Origin of the sequence: Alcanivorax sediminis (genome assembly GCF_009601165.1) — a bacterium.
GTDB lineage: Bacteria > Pseudomonadota > Gammaproteobacteria > Pseudomonadales > Alcanivoracaceae > Alcanivorax > Alcanivorax sediminis.
Map to the genome: position 1 here is coordinate 2,754,543 of NZ_WIRE01000001.1, position 19,373 is coordinate 2,773,915.

Here is a 19,373-nt window from a genome sequence, read left to right on the forward strand (position 1 = left end):
GACATTCCCTTTAACAAAATCAACATAGCTAATGAATGAGAATAATAGAATGCTCAACCCACTGATGGATCGAGTAATACACATGGCCCACCCTTTCCGCTTTCCTGTCGTCATGATCTTCATGCTTTTCACGACACTGCTTGCTGGCTGTGACGATGCCGCCAAGCGAGCCTATGAAATGGGCATCAACTTTGAAAAATCCCGCGCAGGGCTTCAGGACAAAGCGCTTGAAACAGACGATGGCATCCGCTGGCACCTTCTGACTTCCGAGGGTGAGATCAACAAACCCGTGGTGCTACTGATCCATGGGTTTGGTGGCGACTCCGGAAACTGGTTGCGATTCGTTTCGGAACTGGATGGTGACTTTTATTTCGTGGTACCCGACCTGCCAGGCCATGGTGACAGCACTCGTGGCCTTGATCTGAATTACCGCATGGCCGCGCAATCCCGTCGCCTGCTGACCTTGATGGACACCCTCGGCGTAGACACATTTCATGTGGCTGGTAATTCCATGGGCGGAGCCATCTCTATCTCGATGGCACGTCAGGCACCTCAGCGCGTTCTGTCCATGGGACTCATCAACTCCGCCGGACTGACCCGACAAACCCCGGAGTTCAAGACACTGCTGGAAAACTCAGCATCCAACCCCCTGATTCCGCGCACCCCGGATGATTTCACAACCACCCTGGAATGGGCCATGGAAGAGCCCCCTTACATGCCTGAATTCTTCGTCGATATCATGGGGCAGGAAAAGGCTCGTAATTCTGCAGTGGCGCAGCACATTTTCGAGCAACTGGATGAAGACCCGGGCATGAATCTGGAGGGCACCGGCAAGCTGGCTAGTGTGTCTACCCCGACACTGGTGGTGTGGGGCCAGAAAGACCGCTTGTTGGGACTGGATAATGTGAAGACGTTTCTGGAAGAACTGCCCCACGCCCGCTCCGCCATTCTCGACGACATCGGTCATGTGCCAATGGCCGAAGCACCGGGTAAAACAGCGGACCTGTTCAGAACCTTCTGGCAGGAAGCACGTAACCCTTAGCTTTCCATGGTTTCTGCCGGAGCAACCGCCTTGCGTTGTTCCGGCGGAGTCCAGTCGAACGGCACATCGTAATTCATCAGAAAGCCGCCCAGCGTAATCAGCACCCGGGATATCCCGATGTAGGAGTCCGGAATCGATATGCGCTCCTCCCGAAACCGCTCCATCAAGTCCCCCATTGCGGCCACCGGTCCCTGATGACGCAGCTGATCGGTCAACACATACAACGCCAGTGCCTTGAGTGTTTCCGGGGATCCCCCCTTGAACCCTGCCTGGACAAACAACTCACCAATATCGACTTTCCCTTCAAACCCCATCAGGCCGTATAACAGCCGCGAATAACGGCGCACCTCATCCGGGGTAAGAATCCCGATGGCACCAAAATCCAGGATAACGACCTGGCCATCTTCATTGACCAGAAAATTCCCGGGATGAGGATCCGCCTGGTAAACACCAAAGCGCGTCACCTGCTGCAAATAACTGGTCAGGAGCACCCCAAGCAGATCTGCTGCCTTGTCACGGTTCTCGTCGAGATAATCCCTGAGACGGGTCTCCCCTTCCCAGCTGGTCACCAGAATACGCTCGTTACTCAGCGATGGCAGAAGCTCGGGGATACGAATTCGAGGGTGATGTTGCTGCCGGGCAAAGCGCTGCATGTTTGCCGCTTCATTACGGAAATCCAGCTCAATCGCCGTCATGGCGAGTAGCTGCTCAATCGCCTGGCGCAGGTCAAACTCCTGAAACCGGGGCGCCGCAAGCACAGACAGAGCACGAAACACACGTGCATCCTGCTCAAACAAACGCTTCACCTTCGGAAGACGAACCTTGATCGCCACTTCATGGCCATCCTTGAGCCTGGCCCGGTGCACCTGGGCGATGGAGGCGACAGCTGTCGGCTGCTCCTGAACCCAGACAAACTGGTCACGCCAGTCCCGGCCCCAGGCTCGGGAGAGCACCCTGGAAATAGCCGCAAACGGTACGGGCTGGGCATCATTCTGCAATTGCTGAAAGGCCTCAATGTATTCCCGGGGTAATACGTCAGGGCGGCAACTGAAAAACTGGGCAGCTTTCACCCAGAAGCCACCATTACGACGGCACAGGCTGGAAAGCACCTCTGCGCCCCGTCTATGGCTGGCTTTCTTGTCCCCCAGCGTTCCAGCTGCATACAGCGCCGCCAACTGACTCATGGCGGCTACAGCACGAACATAGCGTGTTCGTCCTGCCGCAATAGCTGAAAGCCCGATGACGCTTTCTTTAATCACTGATGATCACCCAGTTCTAACCACACAACCCGAATGATTATGCATTCTTTTCAATTCGCTTTCCGGACTTGAATCGCGCCGGCCTTGACCGTACTGTTTCAGGCTTTTACGGCAGTGAGCGATTATGTCAGCTTCAGGGGTAGTTATACGGGCAGGAGAACCAAACACCATTCGCACCCGTGGCATCACACTGCTGCGCTCCGGCCACAAGGAAATACGGCGTCTCAAGCGGGCCAATCACACCCCCTCTATCCATGGCAACAAGGTCTGGAATTCCAGCTTCCTGATCATGGATCACCTGACGCGCCGGAAAGTCACGCCAGATCAGCACCTGCTTGATATCGGCTGCGGCTGGGGGCCTCTCTCCGTCTTTTCTGCCAAACGTTTTGGCTGTTCGGTGACCGCCGTGGATGCCGATGAGGATGTATTCCCCTACCTGGATCTTCATGCCCAGATCAACAAGGTGGCGATCCAGCAGAAGGTCATGCGCTTCGAGAAAATTTCACAGAAGATGCTTGCTGATATCCATATCATGGCGGGTGCTGACATCTGCTTCTGGGACGAACTCACCCCGGTTCTGTATAACCTGATCCGCCGCGCCCTCCGCGCTGGCGTGAAAGAGATCATTATCGCTGATCCGGGCCGCAGTCCGTTTTATGCTCTGGCCGAGCGCTGCGAGAAAGCCGGCATGGATTCCCGTGTAGTTGAACGTCGCACCAAGACCCCCAAGGCGCTTTGTGCGGATTTGCTGATCATCAACAATTGAAATTTCCAACAGCGACACCATGTTGTTTCCACGTAGCCTGGAAGTGACACCATGACAGACAATACCCAGAATACCGACCAGATCGCCAAGGGCACCCTTGCCCTGCCTGACCAGCTCAAGCCTCAACGCATCTATATCATTCCCGTGCGTTACCGCCCCTTTATGCCGGGGCTGGTACAGCCGGTCATGCTCGACAGGGACACCTGGGAGCAGACTCTCGAGCGCGTCAGCCAGACCCCGCATCAGTCACTGGGACTGGTGTATGTGGGTGACAAGGATCCCGACACCATTGAGGCAGACGATTTCCCCGAGTACGGCTGCCTGGTCAAGGTGCACGCCCTCAATGAAGAGAATGATCACTTTCAGCTGGTCGCTCAAGGTGCCGCCCGTTTCCATGTGGAGGGCTGGCTCAATCGCAAGCGCCCCTTCATGGCGGAAGTCAGTTACCCGCAACCGGCCAAGGATGCGAACGAAACGATTCGTGCCTATGGCATGGCGATCATCAATACCATCAAGGAGTTGCTGCCGCTCAACCCTCTCTACAATGAGGGCCTGCGCCACTACCTGCAAAACTTCTCCCCCACGGACCCATCTCCGCTGACCGACTTTGCCGCCGCGCTGACCAGCGCCAGTGGAGACGAGCTTCAGTCCATTCTGGAAACTGTACCGCTGCGGCCGCGCATGGAAAAAGTGCTGACGCTGGTAAAGAAGGAACTGGAGGTGGCCAGGCTGCAAAGCGAAATCACCGAAGAGGTGAATGAGAAGGTCAGCAAGCATCAGCGGGAGTTTTTCCTCCGTGAACAGCTCAAGATCATCCAGCGCGAACTTGGCTTGAGCAAGGACGACAAAACGGCAGAAGCCGACGAATTTCGTGAGCGCATGGCTGCCCTTGAGCCGCCTGCGCCAGTCCTCAAACGCTTTGAGGATGAGCTGCATAAACTATCCGTACTGGAAACAGGATCACCGGAGTACGGCGTCACCCGCAATTATCTGGACTGGCTGACCAGCGTGCCCTGGGGGCAGTACAGTGACGACAACCTGGATCTCAAGCACGCCAAGGGCGTACTCGAGCAACACCACAGTGGCCTGGATGATGTGAAGGACAGGATCGTCGAATTCCTGGCCGTGGGCGCACTGCGCGGTGAAGTCAAAGGTTCCATCATTCTGCTGGTCGGACCTCCCGGCGTTGGCAAGACCAGCATCGGCAAATCCATCGCTGAGGCACTGGGGAGACAGTTCTACCGCTTCAGTCTGGGCGGCATGCGTGATGAGGCAGAGATCAAGGGTCATCGCCGCACCTATATCGGCGCCATGCCGGGCAAGCTGGTGCAATCATTCAAGGAGGCCGGCACCGCCAACCCGGTCATCATGCTCGACGAAATCGACAAGCTGGGTCAGTCATTTCAGGGAGACCCGGCATCTGCACTGCTGGAGGTGCTGGATCCAGAGCAGAACCAGGATTTTCTGGATCACTACCTGGATGAACGGATGGACCTCAGCCATGCGCTGTTCGTCTGCACTGCCAACACACTGGACAGTATTCCAAGCCCCTTGCTGGACCGCATGGAGGTCATTCGCCTTTCAGGCTACATCACCGAGGAAAAGGTGAATATTGCCCGCAAGCACCTGTGGCCTCGGGCTCTGGACCGCGCCGGCGTCAAGGCGTCCCAGCTCAAGATCAGTGACAGCGCACTGCGTCAGGTGATTGAGGGCTATGCCCGCGAAGCCGGGGTACGGAACCTTGAAAAGCAACTGAACAAGATCATCCGCAAATCCGCTGTGCAGCTGCTCGATGGTGAGAAGAAGATCAGTATCAGCGGCAAGAACCTTTCGGACTTTCTGGGTCAGCCCTACTTCCAGACCGAAAAAACACAGCGAGGCATCGGTGTCGTTACCGGTCTGGCCTGGACCAGCATGGGCGGTGCCACGCTGTCCGTTGAAGCCAGCCTGGTTCACAGCCGGCAGCGAGGCTTCAAGCTCACCGGCCAGCTAGGCGATGTGATGAAAGAGTCCGCCGAAATTGCCTATAGCTATGTGGCCAGCCATTTGCAGGATTACGGCTTGGTGGAAGATGTTCTCGATAATGCGTTCATCCATCTGCACGTCCCTGAGGGAGCAACACCAAAGGATGGCCCCAGCGCGGGCATCACCATGGCCTCTGCCCTGCTGTCACTGCTGATGAAGAAGCGCCTGCCGCGTAAAGTTGCCATGACGGGCGAGCTCACACTGACTGGCCAGGTGCTGGCGGTGGGCGGCATTCGCGAGAAGGTGATTGCTGCACGCCGGGTGGGCATTCGTGAGTTGATCCTTCCAGATGCATGCCAGCGAGACTTTGATGAACTTCCCGCCTATCTCAAGGAAGGTTTGACTGTGCATTTTGCCGAGCAGTACAGCGATGTCTTCCACATTCTCTGGGGCTGATTCCTCTGTGACCGATAATCCGTCCTACTACATCGTGCCCACCTGCCATGAGCGGGTGGGTATCGTTTATCAGGATGCGGATATCCTGCTCATCAACAAGCCGGCGTATCTGCTGAGCGTTCCCGGCAGAGCGCCGGAAAACAAGGATTGCGCCATCACCCGCCTGCAGCAGCAGTTCGAGGATGTTCGCCTGATTCATCGTCTTGATCTGGATACCTCAGGCATCATGGTGTTCGCACTCAGCCGTGAGGGCCAGAGCCGCCTGAGCCGATTGTTTCAGCTGCGCACCGTCAAGAAACGCTACCAGGCAGTAGTCCATGGCATCGTTGCCGAGGATGAAGGAAGCGTTGAACTGCCCCTCATTGCTGATTGGCCAAACAGGCCGCTGCAGAAGGTGTGCCATGAGCATGGCAAACACGCGCTGACCCACTACCAGGTACTGGAGAGGGATGAAGTCCATCATCGCACCCGACTGGCCTTGAGCCCGGTTACTGGCCGCAGCCATCAGTTGCGCATTCATTGCAGAGAGTTGGGGCACCCCATCATCGGCTGTGACATGTACGCACCGCCAGCGGTGGAAGCGCTTAGCCCGCGCCTTCTGCTTCACGCCGAATGGCTGGGCTTCAACCATCCCGTCACCGGCCTGTGGTGCGAATTCAGCTCACCCTGCCCGTTCTAGGCTGGCAAAGAGCCTGCGGTAGCCTCGCTCCGCGAGGGTTCCCCCCAAAAGCGGCGCTCCTACAGGGCAACTCGGGGTAATTCGAGCGGTTTTGAATTTGGGTTTTAGCTATTAACTATTCACTGTTAATTATTAACTGCTCTTTCACTCCCACTCCTCACCGTAGTCGTGCAGCAGCTCATCGCCGGCCTTGATCTTCTTCAACGCCACCACGGTGAGGTCATCATAGTAGGCCACATTGGGTTTCTTGCTGTGATTGATGTACTTGAGGTCACATTGCACCTGGTACTTTTCTTCTCCGTGATCATCAATCCACAGCACATGGGGACCTTCCTCTTTGGTACGGCGGGCCTTGCAGAGGCCCAGCTCGGTCCCCTTTGCGATGGGTTGTGCAGCAAACAGACCACGACCATGCAGTTTGCTTTCTCGCACATCCACCAGGTCATCACGTAGGTATGGCTTGGACATAGTGTTCCGTATTCCTGTCAGTTGTCGCTCTGGCATTTTGCCAGAGAATGTCACAGTCTTCAGGGAATCACTTTTTTATGACAGGGATACGTTTGTGAATCTGATGCATACGGGCAAAGACCTGCTGCGCATGAACGAGTTGGCCGCCATTCTTTTTCGTTACGGTTTTGCTGATGTGATTCGCCGGTTAGGACTGGCAACACCGATAGAACAAGCCGGCAAGCTGGTCCGAAGTCCAGTCAAAAGCGATATGCTGCGAATGGGTACGGCAGAACGACTGCGTCACTCCATGGAAGAAATGGGCCCCACCTTCGTCAAGCTTGGCCAGGTGTTGGCCACCCGGGTCGATCTGTTTCCAATGGACTGGATCAGTGAATTTGAAAAGCTCCAGGATCAGGCCTCCCCTATTCCCTTTGCCGATCTATCTCCCATAGTAGAAGCCGCGCTCGGCAAACCTATCGATAATCTCTTTGCCCGAATTGACCCTGAGCCTGTTGGTGTCGCCTCCATCGGCCAGGTACACAGTGCCCTGACCCGCCGTGGCCAGAAGGTGGTGATCAAGATCCAGAAGCCAGGTATCCGGGACAAAATTGAATCCGACCTGCGGTTGTTGGATCAACTGGCCAAAATTGCCTCGGATAACTCAGTCGAGCTACGTCGCTACCGGCCAGTAGAACTGGTGAGAGAGTTTCGCCGTTCTCTGTTGCGTGAGCTGGATTTCACCATTGAGGCCCGTAATGCAGACCGCATCCGCAAGAATATGCGTTCCCTTAAATGGTTGACGATACCCCGGGTGCATTGGGACCTGTCCTCACCAACTGTTCAGGTTCAGGACCTGATTCAGGGGATTCCCGCCCGTGCGGTTGAACAGATAGAGCAGGCCGGCCTGGATCGTGAACTGGTTGCGCGCAGAGGCGCGCTGGCAGCCTGGAAAATGGTCCTGGAAGACGGCTTCTTCCATGCTGACCCACACCCCGGAAACTTCATCATCCTGTCAGGCAACCGCATTGCCATGCTGGATTTCGGCATGGTGGGGAAGCTGAGCCACAACCGCCGTGAGCAGATCTTGCAGTTGACCCGATCGGTGGTTCTACGCGAGGCAGAACAGTGCGCAGGCGTACTTGCCAACTGGTCGGATGGCCAACCGATCAAATTCGATCAGCTGGTGTCAGATGTTGAAGACGTCATCAGTCAATATCACGGCGTGTCCCTGGCTCAGTTGGACATTACTGCGCTACTCGCCGATGTCACCGCCATGGTGCGCAACCATAATCTGGTACTGCCCAGCGATATCGCCTTGCTGATCAAGGCCATCATCACTCTTGAGGGCTTCGGTCGGTTGCTGAATCCGGATTTCGACTTGATGACTGAGGCCGAGCCACTACTGAAGAGGGTAATTCGAACCCGCTACTCGCCAGTCAGGCTGGCAAAGAGCCTGAGTTTGAGAGCGCTGGATGTGGTCGACAAGGTGTATGCGCCGCCATCTGTACCGGGCCAGGGGCCCCATCAGGACAGCGGCATAGACCCTCGTCACCTGGAAAGGCTGGTGACACGGCTGGAACGAGGCCAGTATCGTCAAGTTCAGGCACTGATAGTACTTGCAGGCTTTATCGGCGGCAGTATCCTGTTGGCGGGCAAGGTGGCACCGGCGCCATGGGGAATCTCTGTGCTGGGGTTACTGGTATTTTTGGGCAGTGCTGGCTGGGCCAGCTGGCTGATGTTTGTTTCCCGGCGTTTCCTGAGGGAATGGGAGTAGTTAAATGAATCTACACGGAAAAATCCTGATCACTGTATTGGCGGGCTCACTGGCTGCCTGCGCCACGTCTCCTCTGGGGCGCAACCAGTTCCTGCTGATGCCGGAAGATCAGATGAATGAAATGGGCGCCACAGCCTACCAACAGATCAAGCAGGAAACGCCGGTCAGCAAGGACCAGAGCCAGACCGCCTACATCCGTTGCGTGGCCAATGCCATTACCTCAACCCTGCCAGACAAGCAGTCCTGGGAGGTGAACCTGTTCGAAGATAATTCTGCCAATGCCTTTGCTCTGCCGGGCGGCAAGATTGGCGTGAACACCGGCTTGCTGAAAGTCGCCAAGAACCAGTCACAGCTGGCCACCGTTATCGGCCATGAAATTGGCCATGTGCAGGCCCATCACTCCAATGAGCGCATGTCGCTGGAATACGCCACCCAGAATGGCCTGGGCCTGATCGGCGCCATCGCCGGGCAGGATACGGCCGTCAAACAGGGTATTTTCGCCGCCATGGGACTTGGCGCGCAGTATGGTGTGGCCCTGCCCTTCAGCCGCAAGCATGAAGCGGAAGCCGATATTGTTGGCCTGCAGTTGATGGCCAAAGCCGGTTTCGACCCGCGTGAAAGCGTCAACCTGTGGGTCAACATGGCTGCAGCCAATGGCGGCGAGCCACCGGAGTTCATGTCCACCCACCCCTCCAACGAGACCCGCATACAAGGGCTGCAGTCTCGTCTGCCGGAAGTGATGCCGCTTTATAACCAAGCCAAGGCGGCTGGCCGGAATCCGAGCTGCGGTTAAAAAGTCGCAGGCTTCAAGCTACAACGCGGGAAGCGCCAAGCAAGGCTGAACCCGCTTATAGCCAAGAACAAAAAAACCGCGCCTGTGAGGGCGCGGTTTTTTTAGCCTGTAACTCGTGGCCGGATCTTAGTTGTAGTATGCGTTATCCGTTACCGTGTGATCGGTCTTGTCACGCACGCCAGTCAGTTCCGGAATACGTTCTTTCAGCGTCTTTTCCACACCATCGCGCAGGGTGACATCCACCACGGAGCAACCCTGACAGCCACCACCAAACTCCAGCACTGCAACCATATCTTCGGTTAACTCAAGCAGCTGCACGCTGCCACCATGGGCCGCCAGGTTCGGGTTGATTTCGGCATACAGCACATAGTTGATCTTCTCTTCCACAGAAGCATCTTCACTGATGTCCGGCACGCGGGATTTCGGAGCGCGGAAAGTCAGCTGGCCTCCCATGCTGTCTTTTTTGTAATCGATGACCGCATCTTCCAGGTAACGCACACTCTTGCCTTCGATCCAGGCGTAAAACCCTTCGAAATCAAGGCGCACATCGCCCTCTTCCTGCTCACCCTCCGGACAGTAGGCCATGCAGCACTCGGCATGGGGGGTGCCAGGACGCTCCACAAAGATGCGAACCGCGATGTCTTCCTGGTCCTGTTTGCTGAGCAAGTCGCGCAGGTATTCCTGGGCGGGCTCAGTAATCTTGATCAACTGCTCTGACATTACGCTTCCTGATCCGGGTGAGTGACCGCAGGCAAGCATTGATGCCAGCGGAACTATCCCGACTATTTTAGTCAGGTACTCGGCAGTTGCAAATGATCAAAGGTCAGTTTTACTTCAGGGTATAAGTCCGCGACACGGAAGCGTAGAATATGCCCCACTTCGAACCGGCATTAGGTAGCAGCGGCGGGATAGCGATGACAGAGCAAAACGACCAAGACAAACAGGACAAACCCACCCTGATCCAGACTATTCACAGTATTCTGGCGGCGCTGATTGGCGTACAGAGCGGGAAGAACCGCGAGCGCGATTTCACCAAGGGTGATGCCGGCAATTATCTTGGCGTCTATGTGATTCTGGTCATTGGTCTGGTCATCGGCATGGTGATCACCGTTAACCTGGTTCTGGACGCTGCAGCCAAGTAATTTCCCGCCATTTTTAAGCGCCCTCTGTTATAGAGATATGCCAAGATATTTCTTTTCACTATAAGGGGGCTTTGCTAGAGTGCCGCACTAGCCCCCTGCGCGCGGCGCTTACTTATTGAATTCTCAAGCATTAAGGACGGTATACGGTCCCATGTACGTTTATCAGGAGCACGATCAGCGATTGCTGGAAGAACGGGTGGCACAGTATCGTGACCAAACCCGCCGTTATCTGGCCGGCGAACTTAGCGAAGACGAGTTTCTCGCCCTGCGCCTGCAAAACGGCCTTTACGTTCAACGTTATGCGCCAATGATGCGCATCGCGGTTCCCTATGGGCTGCTGTCCAGTGCCCAGCTACGTCGGCTGGCACATATCACCCGTACCTACGACAAGGGCTTTTGCCACGTAAGTACCCGGCAGAACATTCAGCTCAATTGGCCCGCGCTTGAAGACGTACCTGACATTCTCGCCGAGCTGGCCGAAGTTCAGATGCATGGCATTCAGACCAGTGGTAACTGTATCCGTAATACCACCACGGACGAACTGGCTGGCGTGAACCCTAAAGAGATCGAGGATCCTCGCCCCTGGTGCGAGATTATTCGCCAGTGGTCGACCTTCAACCCTGAATTTGCCTACCTTCCGCGCAAATTCAAGATTGCGGTTAATGCCGTGCAGGATGAAGATCCGGCCATTATCGGGGTACACGATATCGGCGTTAAGGTAGTCCACAATGATGCCGGTGAAACCGGCTTCGAAGTCTGGGCCGGCGGCGGTCTCGGCCGTACCCCCATGACCGGAGCGGTCATTGGCGAATTCGTGCCTTGGCAACACTTGCTCTCCTATCTGGAATCCGTGCTGCGTGTGTATAACAAGTACGGTAACCGGGACAACAAGTACAAGGCGCGCATCAAGATTCTGGTCAAGGCTCTGGGCGCGGACAAATATCGGGAACTGGTTGAGCAAGAGTTCGCCGAATTGAAAGACGGTCCGATGACCCTCACCGAACAAGAGGTTCAACGTATCCAGCAATGCTTCACCGCTCAGGATTACCGCAGCGATGTGGACAGCAGCGAACTGGAAGCTCGTCTTGCCGATAACAAGGCGTTTAACCGCTGGTATCACACCAATACCCATGCCCACAAGCAGGCGGGTTACCGTGCCGTTACCCTCACCCTGAAAAAGACTTCCCGGGTGCCGGGCGACATTACCCACGAGCAACTGGACGCAGTGGCTGAGCTGGCTGACAGCTACAGCTTTGGAGAGATCCGCAACAGCCACCAGCAGAACATGGTGCTCGCGGATGTTGCTGCCAGCGACCTGTTTACCCTCTGGCAGAAGCTGGACGCGCTGGGCTTTGCTACACCCAACCTCGGTCTGCTCACCGATATGGTCTGCTGCCCCGGTGGCGACCTGTGTGCCTTGGCCAACGCCAAGTCCATCCCGATTGCCGAGTCCATCCAGCATCGCTTCTCGGACCTGGATTACCTGCATGACCTTGGCACGCTGGACCTGAACATTTCCGGCTGCATGAACGCCTGTGGGCACCATCACATTGGTCATATCGGTATCCTGGGTGTGGACAAGAAAGGTAAAGAGTTCTACCAGATCACTCTGGGTGGCCGTGGTGACAAATTTACTCGCGTAGGCGAGAAGCTGGGTCCGTCATTCGAGGCCGACGAAGTCACTGATGTGGTTGAAAAAATCATCAACCTCTACGTGGAAAAGCGTCACGAAAACGAGCCCTTCATCGACACCTACGAACGCATTGGTATGGACACGTTCAAGGAGCGCATCTATGGGTAAGGTCATCGTTGATGGTGCCATCGTGGACAACCAGTGGCAGCGTCTGGAAGCGGAATCACTGGAGAATGGTCTGCCGGAAGGCAAGGTCATTGTTCCCCTCGCCTACTGGCAGAGCAACCGTGACGAGCTAATCAGCCGTGGCGACGTGGCTGTTTGGCTTGCGCCGGGTGAAGAGCCTCGCGACCTGGAAGACGATCTGGAAAGGTTTGAACTGATTGCCATCCACTTCCCGGCATTCAAGGATGGGCGAGGTTACTCCTACGCACGCGAGCTGCGCACCCGCTACAAGTTCCAGGGGGAAATTCGTGCCACCGGGGATGTGCTGCGCGACCAGTTGTTCTACCTGCAACGCTGCGGCTTCAATGCCTTTGAAGTACGTGCGGACCGCAGCATAGAAGAAGCCATCGCCGGGCTGCAGGATTTCACCGTGACCTATCAAGGGGATGTGACTGACCCGCGACCGATTTACCGTCGCGCCTGATCAGAAACATTTCCCTCGAAACGAAAACGCCGCTGCTAGAACCAGCGGCGTTTTCGCATCCAGATCATCACGCCAATCGCGATGACAGTCATCACGCCACAGAACCACCAGAATGCTCGGTCATTCTCCACTCCAGGCAGACCGCCCACATTGATCCCGAACAGGCCGGTCAGGAAGCCCAGGGGCAGGAACAATGCAGAGATAATGGCCAACAAGTACATACGATCATTGATCGCCTCGTTTTGTACCGCAAACACTTCTTCCTGCAGCAAGGTAGCATGCTCCCGGGCCGCGTCCAGGTCTTCGACCAACCGCAGCAAACGATCCGTAGCCTCGCGAATCTGTACCACATCACTTTCCGGAAAGAATCGATCCGTCTGCAACTTCACCAGCGCCTCACGCTGCGGCGTGAGGTAACGACGCAGGGTAATCGCCCGCCGTCGCAGCAAACCCAACTGTGAGGTCAATGATGCGGTTGGTGACGCGTCAAGCTGCTCCGCACAGCCCTCCACTTCCGTTTCCAGATTTTCGATAACGTCTTCCATTCGCCAGGTCAACTCGTCCACCAGCGCGGCCACCAGTTCGGTGGCGGACTGCGGCCCCTCCCCGACCGAAAGAGATTCCTCAACGGTCTCTACGGACACCAGCGTGCGCTTCTGGGTGCTGATCACACCGTGCGGCCCCAGCCACAGTCGCAGTGCAATCATGTCTTCCGGACGTGCCCCAGGCTGCAAATTGACGCCCCGAAGATACACCAGCAGGCCTCCAGCCACTTCTGTGGCACGCGGGCGGGTTTCTGCAGCCGTGAGTGCATCGACAACACGATCCGGAATACCGTTGGACTGCAACCACGCAAGACTCTGTGGCTGAGTGTAATCAAGATGAACCCAATGGGTACGGTCGGACTGGAGCGTGTCAGAAGCCGCAAAAGGGATACTCCCCCCCTCATCATTCAGGTAGCACCCAATTTTCAGCCAGTTATTCTTGTCCATTCGCATTCCTTGTCAGGCCGGGGTTATTTTCAGGATGATGCCCCATTCCCGTCAGATGAATCCATAGCAAAGATGTAGCGCCAGAATGCAAAAAGGCGGAAATACCTTCCGGGTATTTCCGCCTTTTTATCCGATCTTGAACAAACAAGACAAGCGTCTGATCATCCACTAATCCATCAGGGCAAACGCACCACCACACGGCCGCGCACGCCCCCCTTTAGGATCTTCGCCACCCATTCATTCACGTCTTCAAGAGTAATTTCGGCGGCTTCCAGTTGGCTCATGCCACCCGGGATCCATTCGTCTGCGAGCAGCTGCCACATTTGCTGCTTGATCTCTACCGGCAATTCCACGCTGTCCACGCCGAGCAGATTGACGCCGCGTAGAATGAACGGAAACACAGTCATGTTCAGCTCCGGGGAGCCGGCCAGACCGCAGCACGCCACACTGCCGCCGTATTTGACACTCTTCAGTGCGGTGGTCAGCGCGTCCCCCCCCACACAATCGATAGCACCCGCCCATTGCTCCTTGAGCATGGGCTTGCCGGCATTCTCGAGAAACGCATCACGGCTGATCACTTCGCTGGCACCCAGCTGTTTCAGCCAGTCCACGGCATCCTGTTTGCCAGACACCGCCGCAACCTGAAAACCCAATTTGGCCAGAATCGCCACGCTGATACTGCCTACACCACCGGTAGCACCAGTCACCAGCACCGGCCCCTGCTCAGGATTGACGCCGGTATCCAGCAGGGATTCTACACACAGGGCCGCTGTGAGCCCGGCGGTGCCGAGTACCATGGCATCGCGAGGGCTCAAACCTTCAGGCAGTGGCACCAGCCATTCCGCAGGCACACGAATGTACTCGGCATAACCGCCATCGGTATTCATACCCAGGTCGTAGCCGGTACAGATCACCGCATCCCCTTTGGAGAAAGGCCCATCCCCGGCCTCTTCCACCACGCCCACAGCATCAATGCCGGGGGTATGAGGAAAATTACGCGTTACGCCCTTGTTACCAGTGGCAGACAGCGCGTCCTTGAAGTTCAGAGAAGACCACTGCACCCGGACCAGCACACCTTCGCTGCCAAGTTCTGACAGATCCCGTTCAACCAGGTCCGTCTGGAACCCCCCGTCAACTTCTCGGGTCTGCAATGCCTGGAATGTCATAGCTCTTCTCCTGAACGTAAGAGGATCAATGTATCTGGCGCTGGCTACCGCGATGCCAGAGTTTCTCGATAACGCGCTGCAACGTGGCTTCCATGGAGAAACCCAGTCGCTCGCCCAGCTTGCGTTTCACTTCCCAGTTCACCTGATAGAGGGTGACGGAGTCCTTGCGCTGCTGCAGTAACTCATCGCTGGTCATAATCTCATCCACCAGCCCCAGCTCCTTGGCCTGAAGCCCAAACCAGTGCTCCCCGGTGGCCACCTTGTCGAGATCAAGTCCGCGGCGATTATCACGGACAAAGTCCTTGAAGAGGCGATGGGTGTCTTCCAGCTCTTCCTGAAACTTGGCCCGGCCTTTGTCGGTGTTCTCGCCCAGCATGGTCAGGGTACGCTTGTATTCACCCGCTGTCATAAGCTCCACATCGATATCATTTTTCTTCAGTAACCGATGGAAGTTGGGGATCTGGGCGACGACGCCAATGGAGCCGATGATGGAAAATGGGGCAGCGACAATGCGATCCGCAATACAAGCCATCATGTAGCCGCCACTGGCAGCCACACGATCCACAGCGACCGTCAATTTGATCCCGGCATTGCGGATGCGGCGCAGCTGGGATGACGCCAACCCATAGCTGTGCACCAGCCCACCCGGGCTCTCCAGGCGAACCAGCACTTCATCATTCTGGTTGGCTACCTGCAGGATTGCGCTGATCTCACGACGCAGGGTTTCCACATCGCTGGCCTGTACATCGCCATCGAAATCCAGAACGAAAAGGCGTGGCGGAATCTTGTCTTCCGTTCCTGCCTTTTTCTTTTGCTTCGCCTCGCGCTTTTCCTGCTTTTGCTTCTCTTTATGAGCTTTCTTGCGCTGAGCTTCAGGAAGAATTTCGGCTTCCAGCGCATCTTTCAGGTCTTCAAACTCATCATTCAGGTGGCGGACCTTCAGTTCGCCATCTTCACCTCCCTTGTGGCGCCCGCGGGAAGCAGAGGCAGCAATACCCCCAATAATGAACAACAGCGCCACCACCAGGGTGGCCACTTTGGCAAGAAACATGCCGTACTCAGAAAGAAACGCGATCACGATGTACCTGCTTGATTGAAAATGGATGCCTGTCTCACAGGCAGAATCCGCAAGATTCTACCTAAGCGAGACGGCCGGGGATACTTGAGGGCGGGCCAACCTGCGGCGATTGGCCCGGTGTGAAATCAGTTCCAGCCTGAAATAGCCTGCTGGGCACTGCCATTCATGGGGCGGGCCACCAGGCCTGTCTGACCTGCAGTCACTTCAAAAAGGGCGCCATCGGCCATCGGCAGATAGGCGGCGCTACCGTAACGGGCATCAATTAGCAGGCTCCATCCATCCTTGGCCATTTTCCACACATCCAGCCCTACCGGGTCACGATGGAGGTTGTAGACTGTGCGGTCTTGGGAGCGTTCGTCTTCCAAGGCGTAGTATCGGCCGGAAATGCGGTCCAGTTGATAGCCTGGCTTCAGCCCCATGAGAGCGAACGGCATCTTCCACTTGATGATCCGCGCATCCAGCTGCCACTGGTCTCCCTTAAGACGAAAGTCCTCAGCGATACCGTCGGTGCGAGTCACCGTGGCAATAAACGATTGCTCACCGGATTGACGGAAGCTGACCGTGGCCACGGGCACTTCCTGGGCATATTCACGGTAGCCATAGATGTTGAGCGCAAAAATACTCAAGTAAATAGCTACGCCCACCAATAGCAGGCCTCCAGTGCCCTTGAGCCACTGCAACAACCACTTCTGGCGCAGCAAAATCCAGGCACCAGCGAGTACGAACAGCAAGCTAAACCCGAACAGGATTAGCGGAGCGAGGGTGTAATTCATGGTTAGTCCTTTGACTCCAGGCCGGTTATCCAGCTCTCGATCAGGGTGCGGGCGATACTACCGCGGGGAGGTATCTTGGGTAGAGACTGGTAATGGAACCAGTCCGCAGCGACGATCTCGTCATCGTCGATGACGATATCGCCGCTGGCATAGTCGGCATGGAAGGCAAGCATTAACGAGTGGGGAAACGGCCAGGACTGGCTACCGAGATAGGATAGTTGCCCCACCTCTACACCGGTTTCTTCCCGGACTTCACGCACCAGCGCCTGCTCTGCACTCTCCCCTGCCTCCATGAATCCCGCAAGACAGGAGAACATACCGTTAGGGAAGCGTGCAGACTGACCCAGCAGGGCGTACTCGCCCCGCGTCACCAACGTAATGATGCAAGGCGTAATGCGCGGATACTGGGTGTAGCCACATTGCGGGCATTGCATGCAAAGCTCTTTGCCGTGCGCTTCCGTGGGGCTGCCGCAACGGCTGCAATAGCGGTGGTTTTTCTGCCAGCTGAGAAACTGCAGGGCACGGCTGAACATGGAGAAGCCCGCTTCATCCAGGCCTCCGGCCAGCATATGGCGCTGGGGAACCGGCTGCAGGCTGCCATCATCCAGCTCGTGGCGGGCCAGCTCGCAGACGTAGCAAGGCTCACCGTTCAGCCAACCAAGAAAATGGTAATCCGGATGTTGCCGGAGCAGAAACGCCGGCAAAGATGGCACCTGTAATTCAGCGTTGAGCAGAATGCTCTGATCGTGAATCACGTAACAGCGAGCATTTTCGGCATCGCCACTTTCCAGGCGAGACAGATCTATCATCATGCAACCTTGTTAACGGGGTACCCCAGGGCCTTCATACTTTCTTCAGCAACTTCCAGCACGCCGTCACCGATGGGTTTCTGCTCTTCCATGCTTTCCAGGTAGTAATCAACCCCGGTGAGCGCATCGGCGAGGGTTTCCATATCCTCCCGCGTCGGGTTGGACGTGCCTTCGATCAACTGCTTCACGATGTATTTGTGGCAAGATTCAGTAACGCTCTTGGCTCTTTCCAGTTCCAGGAACATGAGGCCGCCGGCAATGGAGGCAAAAGTCCCGGGCAGATTGGAGAGGTGCATGGCGTCCCAGTTATTATCCATGAAGGAACTGACAGAGCGCTTGGCCAGCGCCAAACCCGCCCGGCACTCACCGACGACGGTCATGCGTGCTTCATCAAGCTGGTAAAGTGAGATGGACGAATTTGAGGCAGCGCGATGGACATCGTCCTCCGGCGCCAGACTACGTTCCAGGTTAGCCGCTACATTTTCAATAGTCAGCAAGTCGTCAACCAGGGCATGGAACGCCTCACCCTCCACGCTTTGATCCGCACTCCATTTGCCCACCTCAGCCCCTCGCTGCTTGATGGCAGCGGCGTCTTCATCCTTGCCGATCATGGACAGGGTGCTACCCAGGCGCTGCAGGCTCTCGCCCACTTGCTGGTAGTTGGTATCCGCCACCCCCTGGGAGGCCATATCGAGGCTGTGCTTGAGTTCAGCAATCTCCTCACGCATGGCGCTGGCCACAGAGCGAATCACCGAACCGCTGGCACCTGTCATCAGCGCCAGTTCACGTTGCAGCTCTTCATCGGTAATGCTGTTCTTGAGAGAGAACGCCGTCTTGATCTCATCGACCACACCACTCTGCTGCTGGCTCAGGGACACCACATAGAGGCTCTCCTTGACCAGTAGTAGCGGCGGCTCGGCATCAAAGGCCTGCTCACCCCCATAAACCAGACCTTTTAATTGCCTGTCGTACTGTGAAAGCAGCGCCTTACGGGCTGAAGTAATGGCCATGTCATCGCTGAACATGGCGGTCAGTACGCCCTGTGCCACCCACAGGAAGCGACTCATCCCACAGGGGCCGGCCGCCTTGTCGAGTCGAGCCAGGGCCCGCGCCATAAGCTTGAGGTTTGGCTTGGCACTTTGATTTCGAAGAATGCCCAGCAGCCCCACCTGATACATGTGGCGCAAACGGCGAGCCAATGCTGGCATTTCTGAGCGCTTTAGTTCGCTGACCTTGGCCGGCGGTGTGCGGGCAACGGACAGGTCTGCGCTGAAAAAATGGCTCTCCTGAATCAGAGCCTTGCCGTTGGCCTGACGCAGGTCGTTCAGCCCCTGAATCAACAGGGCCGGCAAGGTACGATTCTTGAGTTGAACGTAATCGAAATAGCGGGTTAGCAGCACAATCGCATTGCCCAGAGCCTGAATGCGGGCATCGGACACTTTGTCGCGTAACTCACGGGCTGCCAGCCCCATTTCCTCACTCATCAACGCTGCTGCCGGCAATTCGACAACCTGACAGATACCTCGCAACTGCTGAAAGGAGTCGGCGATGTACGTCAGTTCTTCGTGCAGGCTGTGATTTTCGGAAAATGCTTCGAGACGGTTTTCCGCCTCGGTCAAAGTGCTATCGATCGCTTCCTTCAGAAACGTCAGGGAGGTGGTATTTGTTATGGCAACCATGGACTCTCCGCAAGCACCAAGCTGTTATTATCTTCAGAACCTTTCCCCAAATGCATGAGAAACTGTAAAAAACCAGCCTCCCACAGCACATCCAATCGCCTGTGCGGGGGCGATATGTGGGCTCCCCGATGGTCAGACAAGGCGTATCAACTTTGGCATGCGATTAAACAATGCGTCAACTTTCATTGGTAAGCAACTGATTTATTGGATTTTTGTTAACCTTACCACAGTCTGCCTCCCCCTATTATTACCTCCCGGTAACCTGCAT

General features: G+C 56.2%; 18 protein-coding genes. 9 read left to right on the plus strand and 9 right to left on the minus strand.

The window, feature by feature from the left end; all coding sequences use genetic code 11:
• Positions 1–49 precede the first annotated feature (49 nt).
• Complete coding sequence (locus GFN93_RS12595) at positions 50–1,042, plus strand: alpha/beta fold hydrolase (protein WP_235901834.1); 993 nt, start codon at positions 50–52, stop codon at positions 1,040–1,042.
• Here the strand turns inward: GFN93_RS12595 and GFN93_RS12600 are convergent.
• Positions 1,039–2,301, minus strand: coding sequence for an ABC1 kinase family protein (locus tag GFN93_RS12600; protein ID WP_328594620.1), 1,263 nt, complete (start codon positions 2,299–2,301; stop codon positions 1,039–1,041). The genes GFN93_RS12595 and GFN93_RS12600 overlap by 4 nt on opposite strands.
• Positions 2,302–2,425: 124 nt before the next feature.
• Here GFN93_RS12600 and GFN93_RS12605 point away from each other — a divergent pair, with 124 nt between their 5' ends.
• The 3 genes from GFN93_RS12605 to GFN93_RS12615 are packed head-to-tail and all read left to right on the plus strand — an operon-like array spanning position 2,426 to position 6,167.
• Positions 2,426–3,067 (plus strand): class I SAM-dependent methyltransferase, encoded by a 642-nt coding sequence (locus tag GFN93_RS12605; protein ID WP_153501407.1) that lies wholly within the window; start codon positions 2,426–2,428, stop codon positions 3,065–3,067.
• A 51-nt stretch (positions 3,068–3,118) separates the two neighbouring features.
• Entirely contained in the window at positions 3,119–5,488 is a 2,370-nt protein-coding gene (gene lon / locus GFN93_RS12610; RefSeq protein ID WP_153501408.1) for an endopeptidase La, read from the plus strand.
• Positions 5,463–6,167, plus strand: coding sequence for an RluA family pseudouridine synthase (locus GFN93_RS12615; protein WP_153501409.1), 705 nt, complete (start codon positions 5,463–5,465; stop codon positions 6,165–6,167). Before lon ends, GFN93_RS12615 begins: the two co-directional genes overlap by 26 nt.
• A 144-nt stretch (positions 6,168–6,311) precedes the next feature.
• Here GFN93_RS12615 and GFN93_RS12620 read toward each other — a convergent pair whose 3' ends face one another.
• Complete coding sequence (locus GFN93_RS12620) at positions 6,312–6,635, minus strand: SET domain-containing protein (RefSeq protein ID WP_153501410.1); 324 nt, start codon at positions 6,633–6,635, stop codon at positions 6,312–6,314.
• Between the two features lie 103 nt (positions 6,636–6,738).
• Here GFN93_RS12620 and GFN93_RS12625 point away from each other — a divergent pair, with 103 nt between their 5' ends.
• Entirely contained in the window at positions 6,739–8,391 is a 1,653-nt protein-coding gene (locus tag GFN93_RS12625; protein WP_235902056.1) for an ABC1 kinase family protein, read from the plus strand.
• Between the two features lie 4 nt (positions 8,392–8,395).
• Complete coding sequence (locus GFN93_RS12630) at positions 8,396–9,184, plus strand: M48 family metallopeptidase (RefSeq protein ID WP_153501411.1); 789 nt, start codon at positions 8,396–8,398, stop codon at positions 9,182–9,184.
• Between the two features lie 126 nt (positions 9,185–9,310).
• Here GFN93_RS12630 and nfuA read toward each other — a convergent pair whose 3' ends face one another.
• Positions 9,311–9,904, minus strand: coding sequence for a Fe-S biogenesis protein NfuA (gene nfuA, locus GFN93_RS12635; protein WP_153501412.1), 594 nt, complete (start codon positions 9,902–9,904; stop codon positions 9,311–9,313).
• Between the two features lie 194 nt (positions 9,905–10,098).
• Between nfuA and GFN93_RS12640 the strand changes: the two genes are divergently transcribed.
• From GFN93_RS12640 to GFN93_RS12650, 3 genes are all read left to right on the plus strand, one after another.
• A complete protein-coding gene (locus tag GFN93_RS12640) occupies positions 10,099–10,326 on the plus strand; it encodes a DUF2970 domain-containing protein (protein WP_153501413.1) in 228 nt (75 codons plus the stop codon).
• Positions 10,327–10,477: 151 nt separating this feature from the next.
• A complete protein-coding gene (locus tag GFN93_RS12645; protein WP_153501414.1) occupies positions 10,478–12,127 on the plus strand; it encodes a nitrite/sulfite reductase in 1,650 nt (549 codons plus the stop codon).
• Positions 12,120–12,608, plus strand: a complete 489-nt coding sequence (locus GFN93_RS12650) for a DUF934 domain-containing protein (protein ID WP_153501415.1) — start codon at positions 12,120–12,122, stop codon at positions 12,606–12,608. The genes GFN93_RS12645 and GFN93_RS12650 overlap by 8 nt, the downstream gene beginning before the upstream one ends.
• A 35-nt stretch (positions 12,609–12,643) precedes the next feature.
• On the opposite strand, the gene GFN93_RS12655 is transcribed toward GFN93_RS12650, so the two are convergent.
• The 6 genes from GFN93_RS12655 to GFN93_RS12680 form a co-directional block, all read right to left on the minus strand.
• Positions 12,644–13,600 carry a zinc transporter ZntB gene (locus GFN93_RS12655; protein ID WP_153501416.1) on the minus strand — a complete coding sequence of 319 codons (957 nt, stop codon included), beginning with the start codon at positions 13,598–13,600 and terminating at the stop codon, positions 12,644–12,646.
• 176 nt (positions 13,601–13,776) lie between these two features.
• Entirely contained in the window at positions 13,777–14,766 is a 990-nt protein-coding gene (locus GFN93_RS12660; RefSeq protein ID WP_153501417.1) for a YhdH/YhfP family quinone oxidoreductase, read from the minus strand.
• A gap of 25 nt (positions 14,767–14,791) precedes the next feature.
• Entirely contained in the window at positions 14,792–15,844 is a 1,053-nt protein-coding gene (sohB, locus tag GFN93_RS12665) for a protease SohB (RefSeq protein WP_328594621.1), read from the minus strand.
• Positions 15,845–15,969: 125 nt separating this feature from the next.
• Positions 15,970–16,617 carry a hypothetical protein gene (locus GFN93_RS12670; RefSeq protein ID WP_153501419.1) on the minus strand — a complete coding sequence of 216 codons (648 nt, stop codon included), beginning with the start codon at positions 16,615–16,617 and terminating at the stop codon, positions 15,970–15,972.
• A 2-nt stretch (positions 16,618–16,619) separates the two neighbouring features.
• Positions 16,620–17,429: an NAD(+) diphosphatase gene (gene nudC, locus GFN93_RS12675; protein WP_235901836.1), complete on the minus strand. Its 810-nt coding sequence runs from the start codon at positions 17,427–17,429 to the stop codon at positions 16,620–16,622.
• Positions 17,426–19,105 carry a hypothetical protein gene (locus tag GFN93_RS12680; protein ID WP_153501420.1) on the minus strand — a complete coding sequence of 560 codons (1,680 nt, stop codon included), beginning with the start codon at positions 19,103–19,105 and terminating at the stop codon, positions 17,426–17,428. Before GFN93_RS12680 ends, nudC begins: the two co-directional genes overlap by 4 nt.
• Positions 19,106–19,373: the final 268 nt, after the last annotated feature.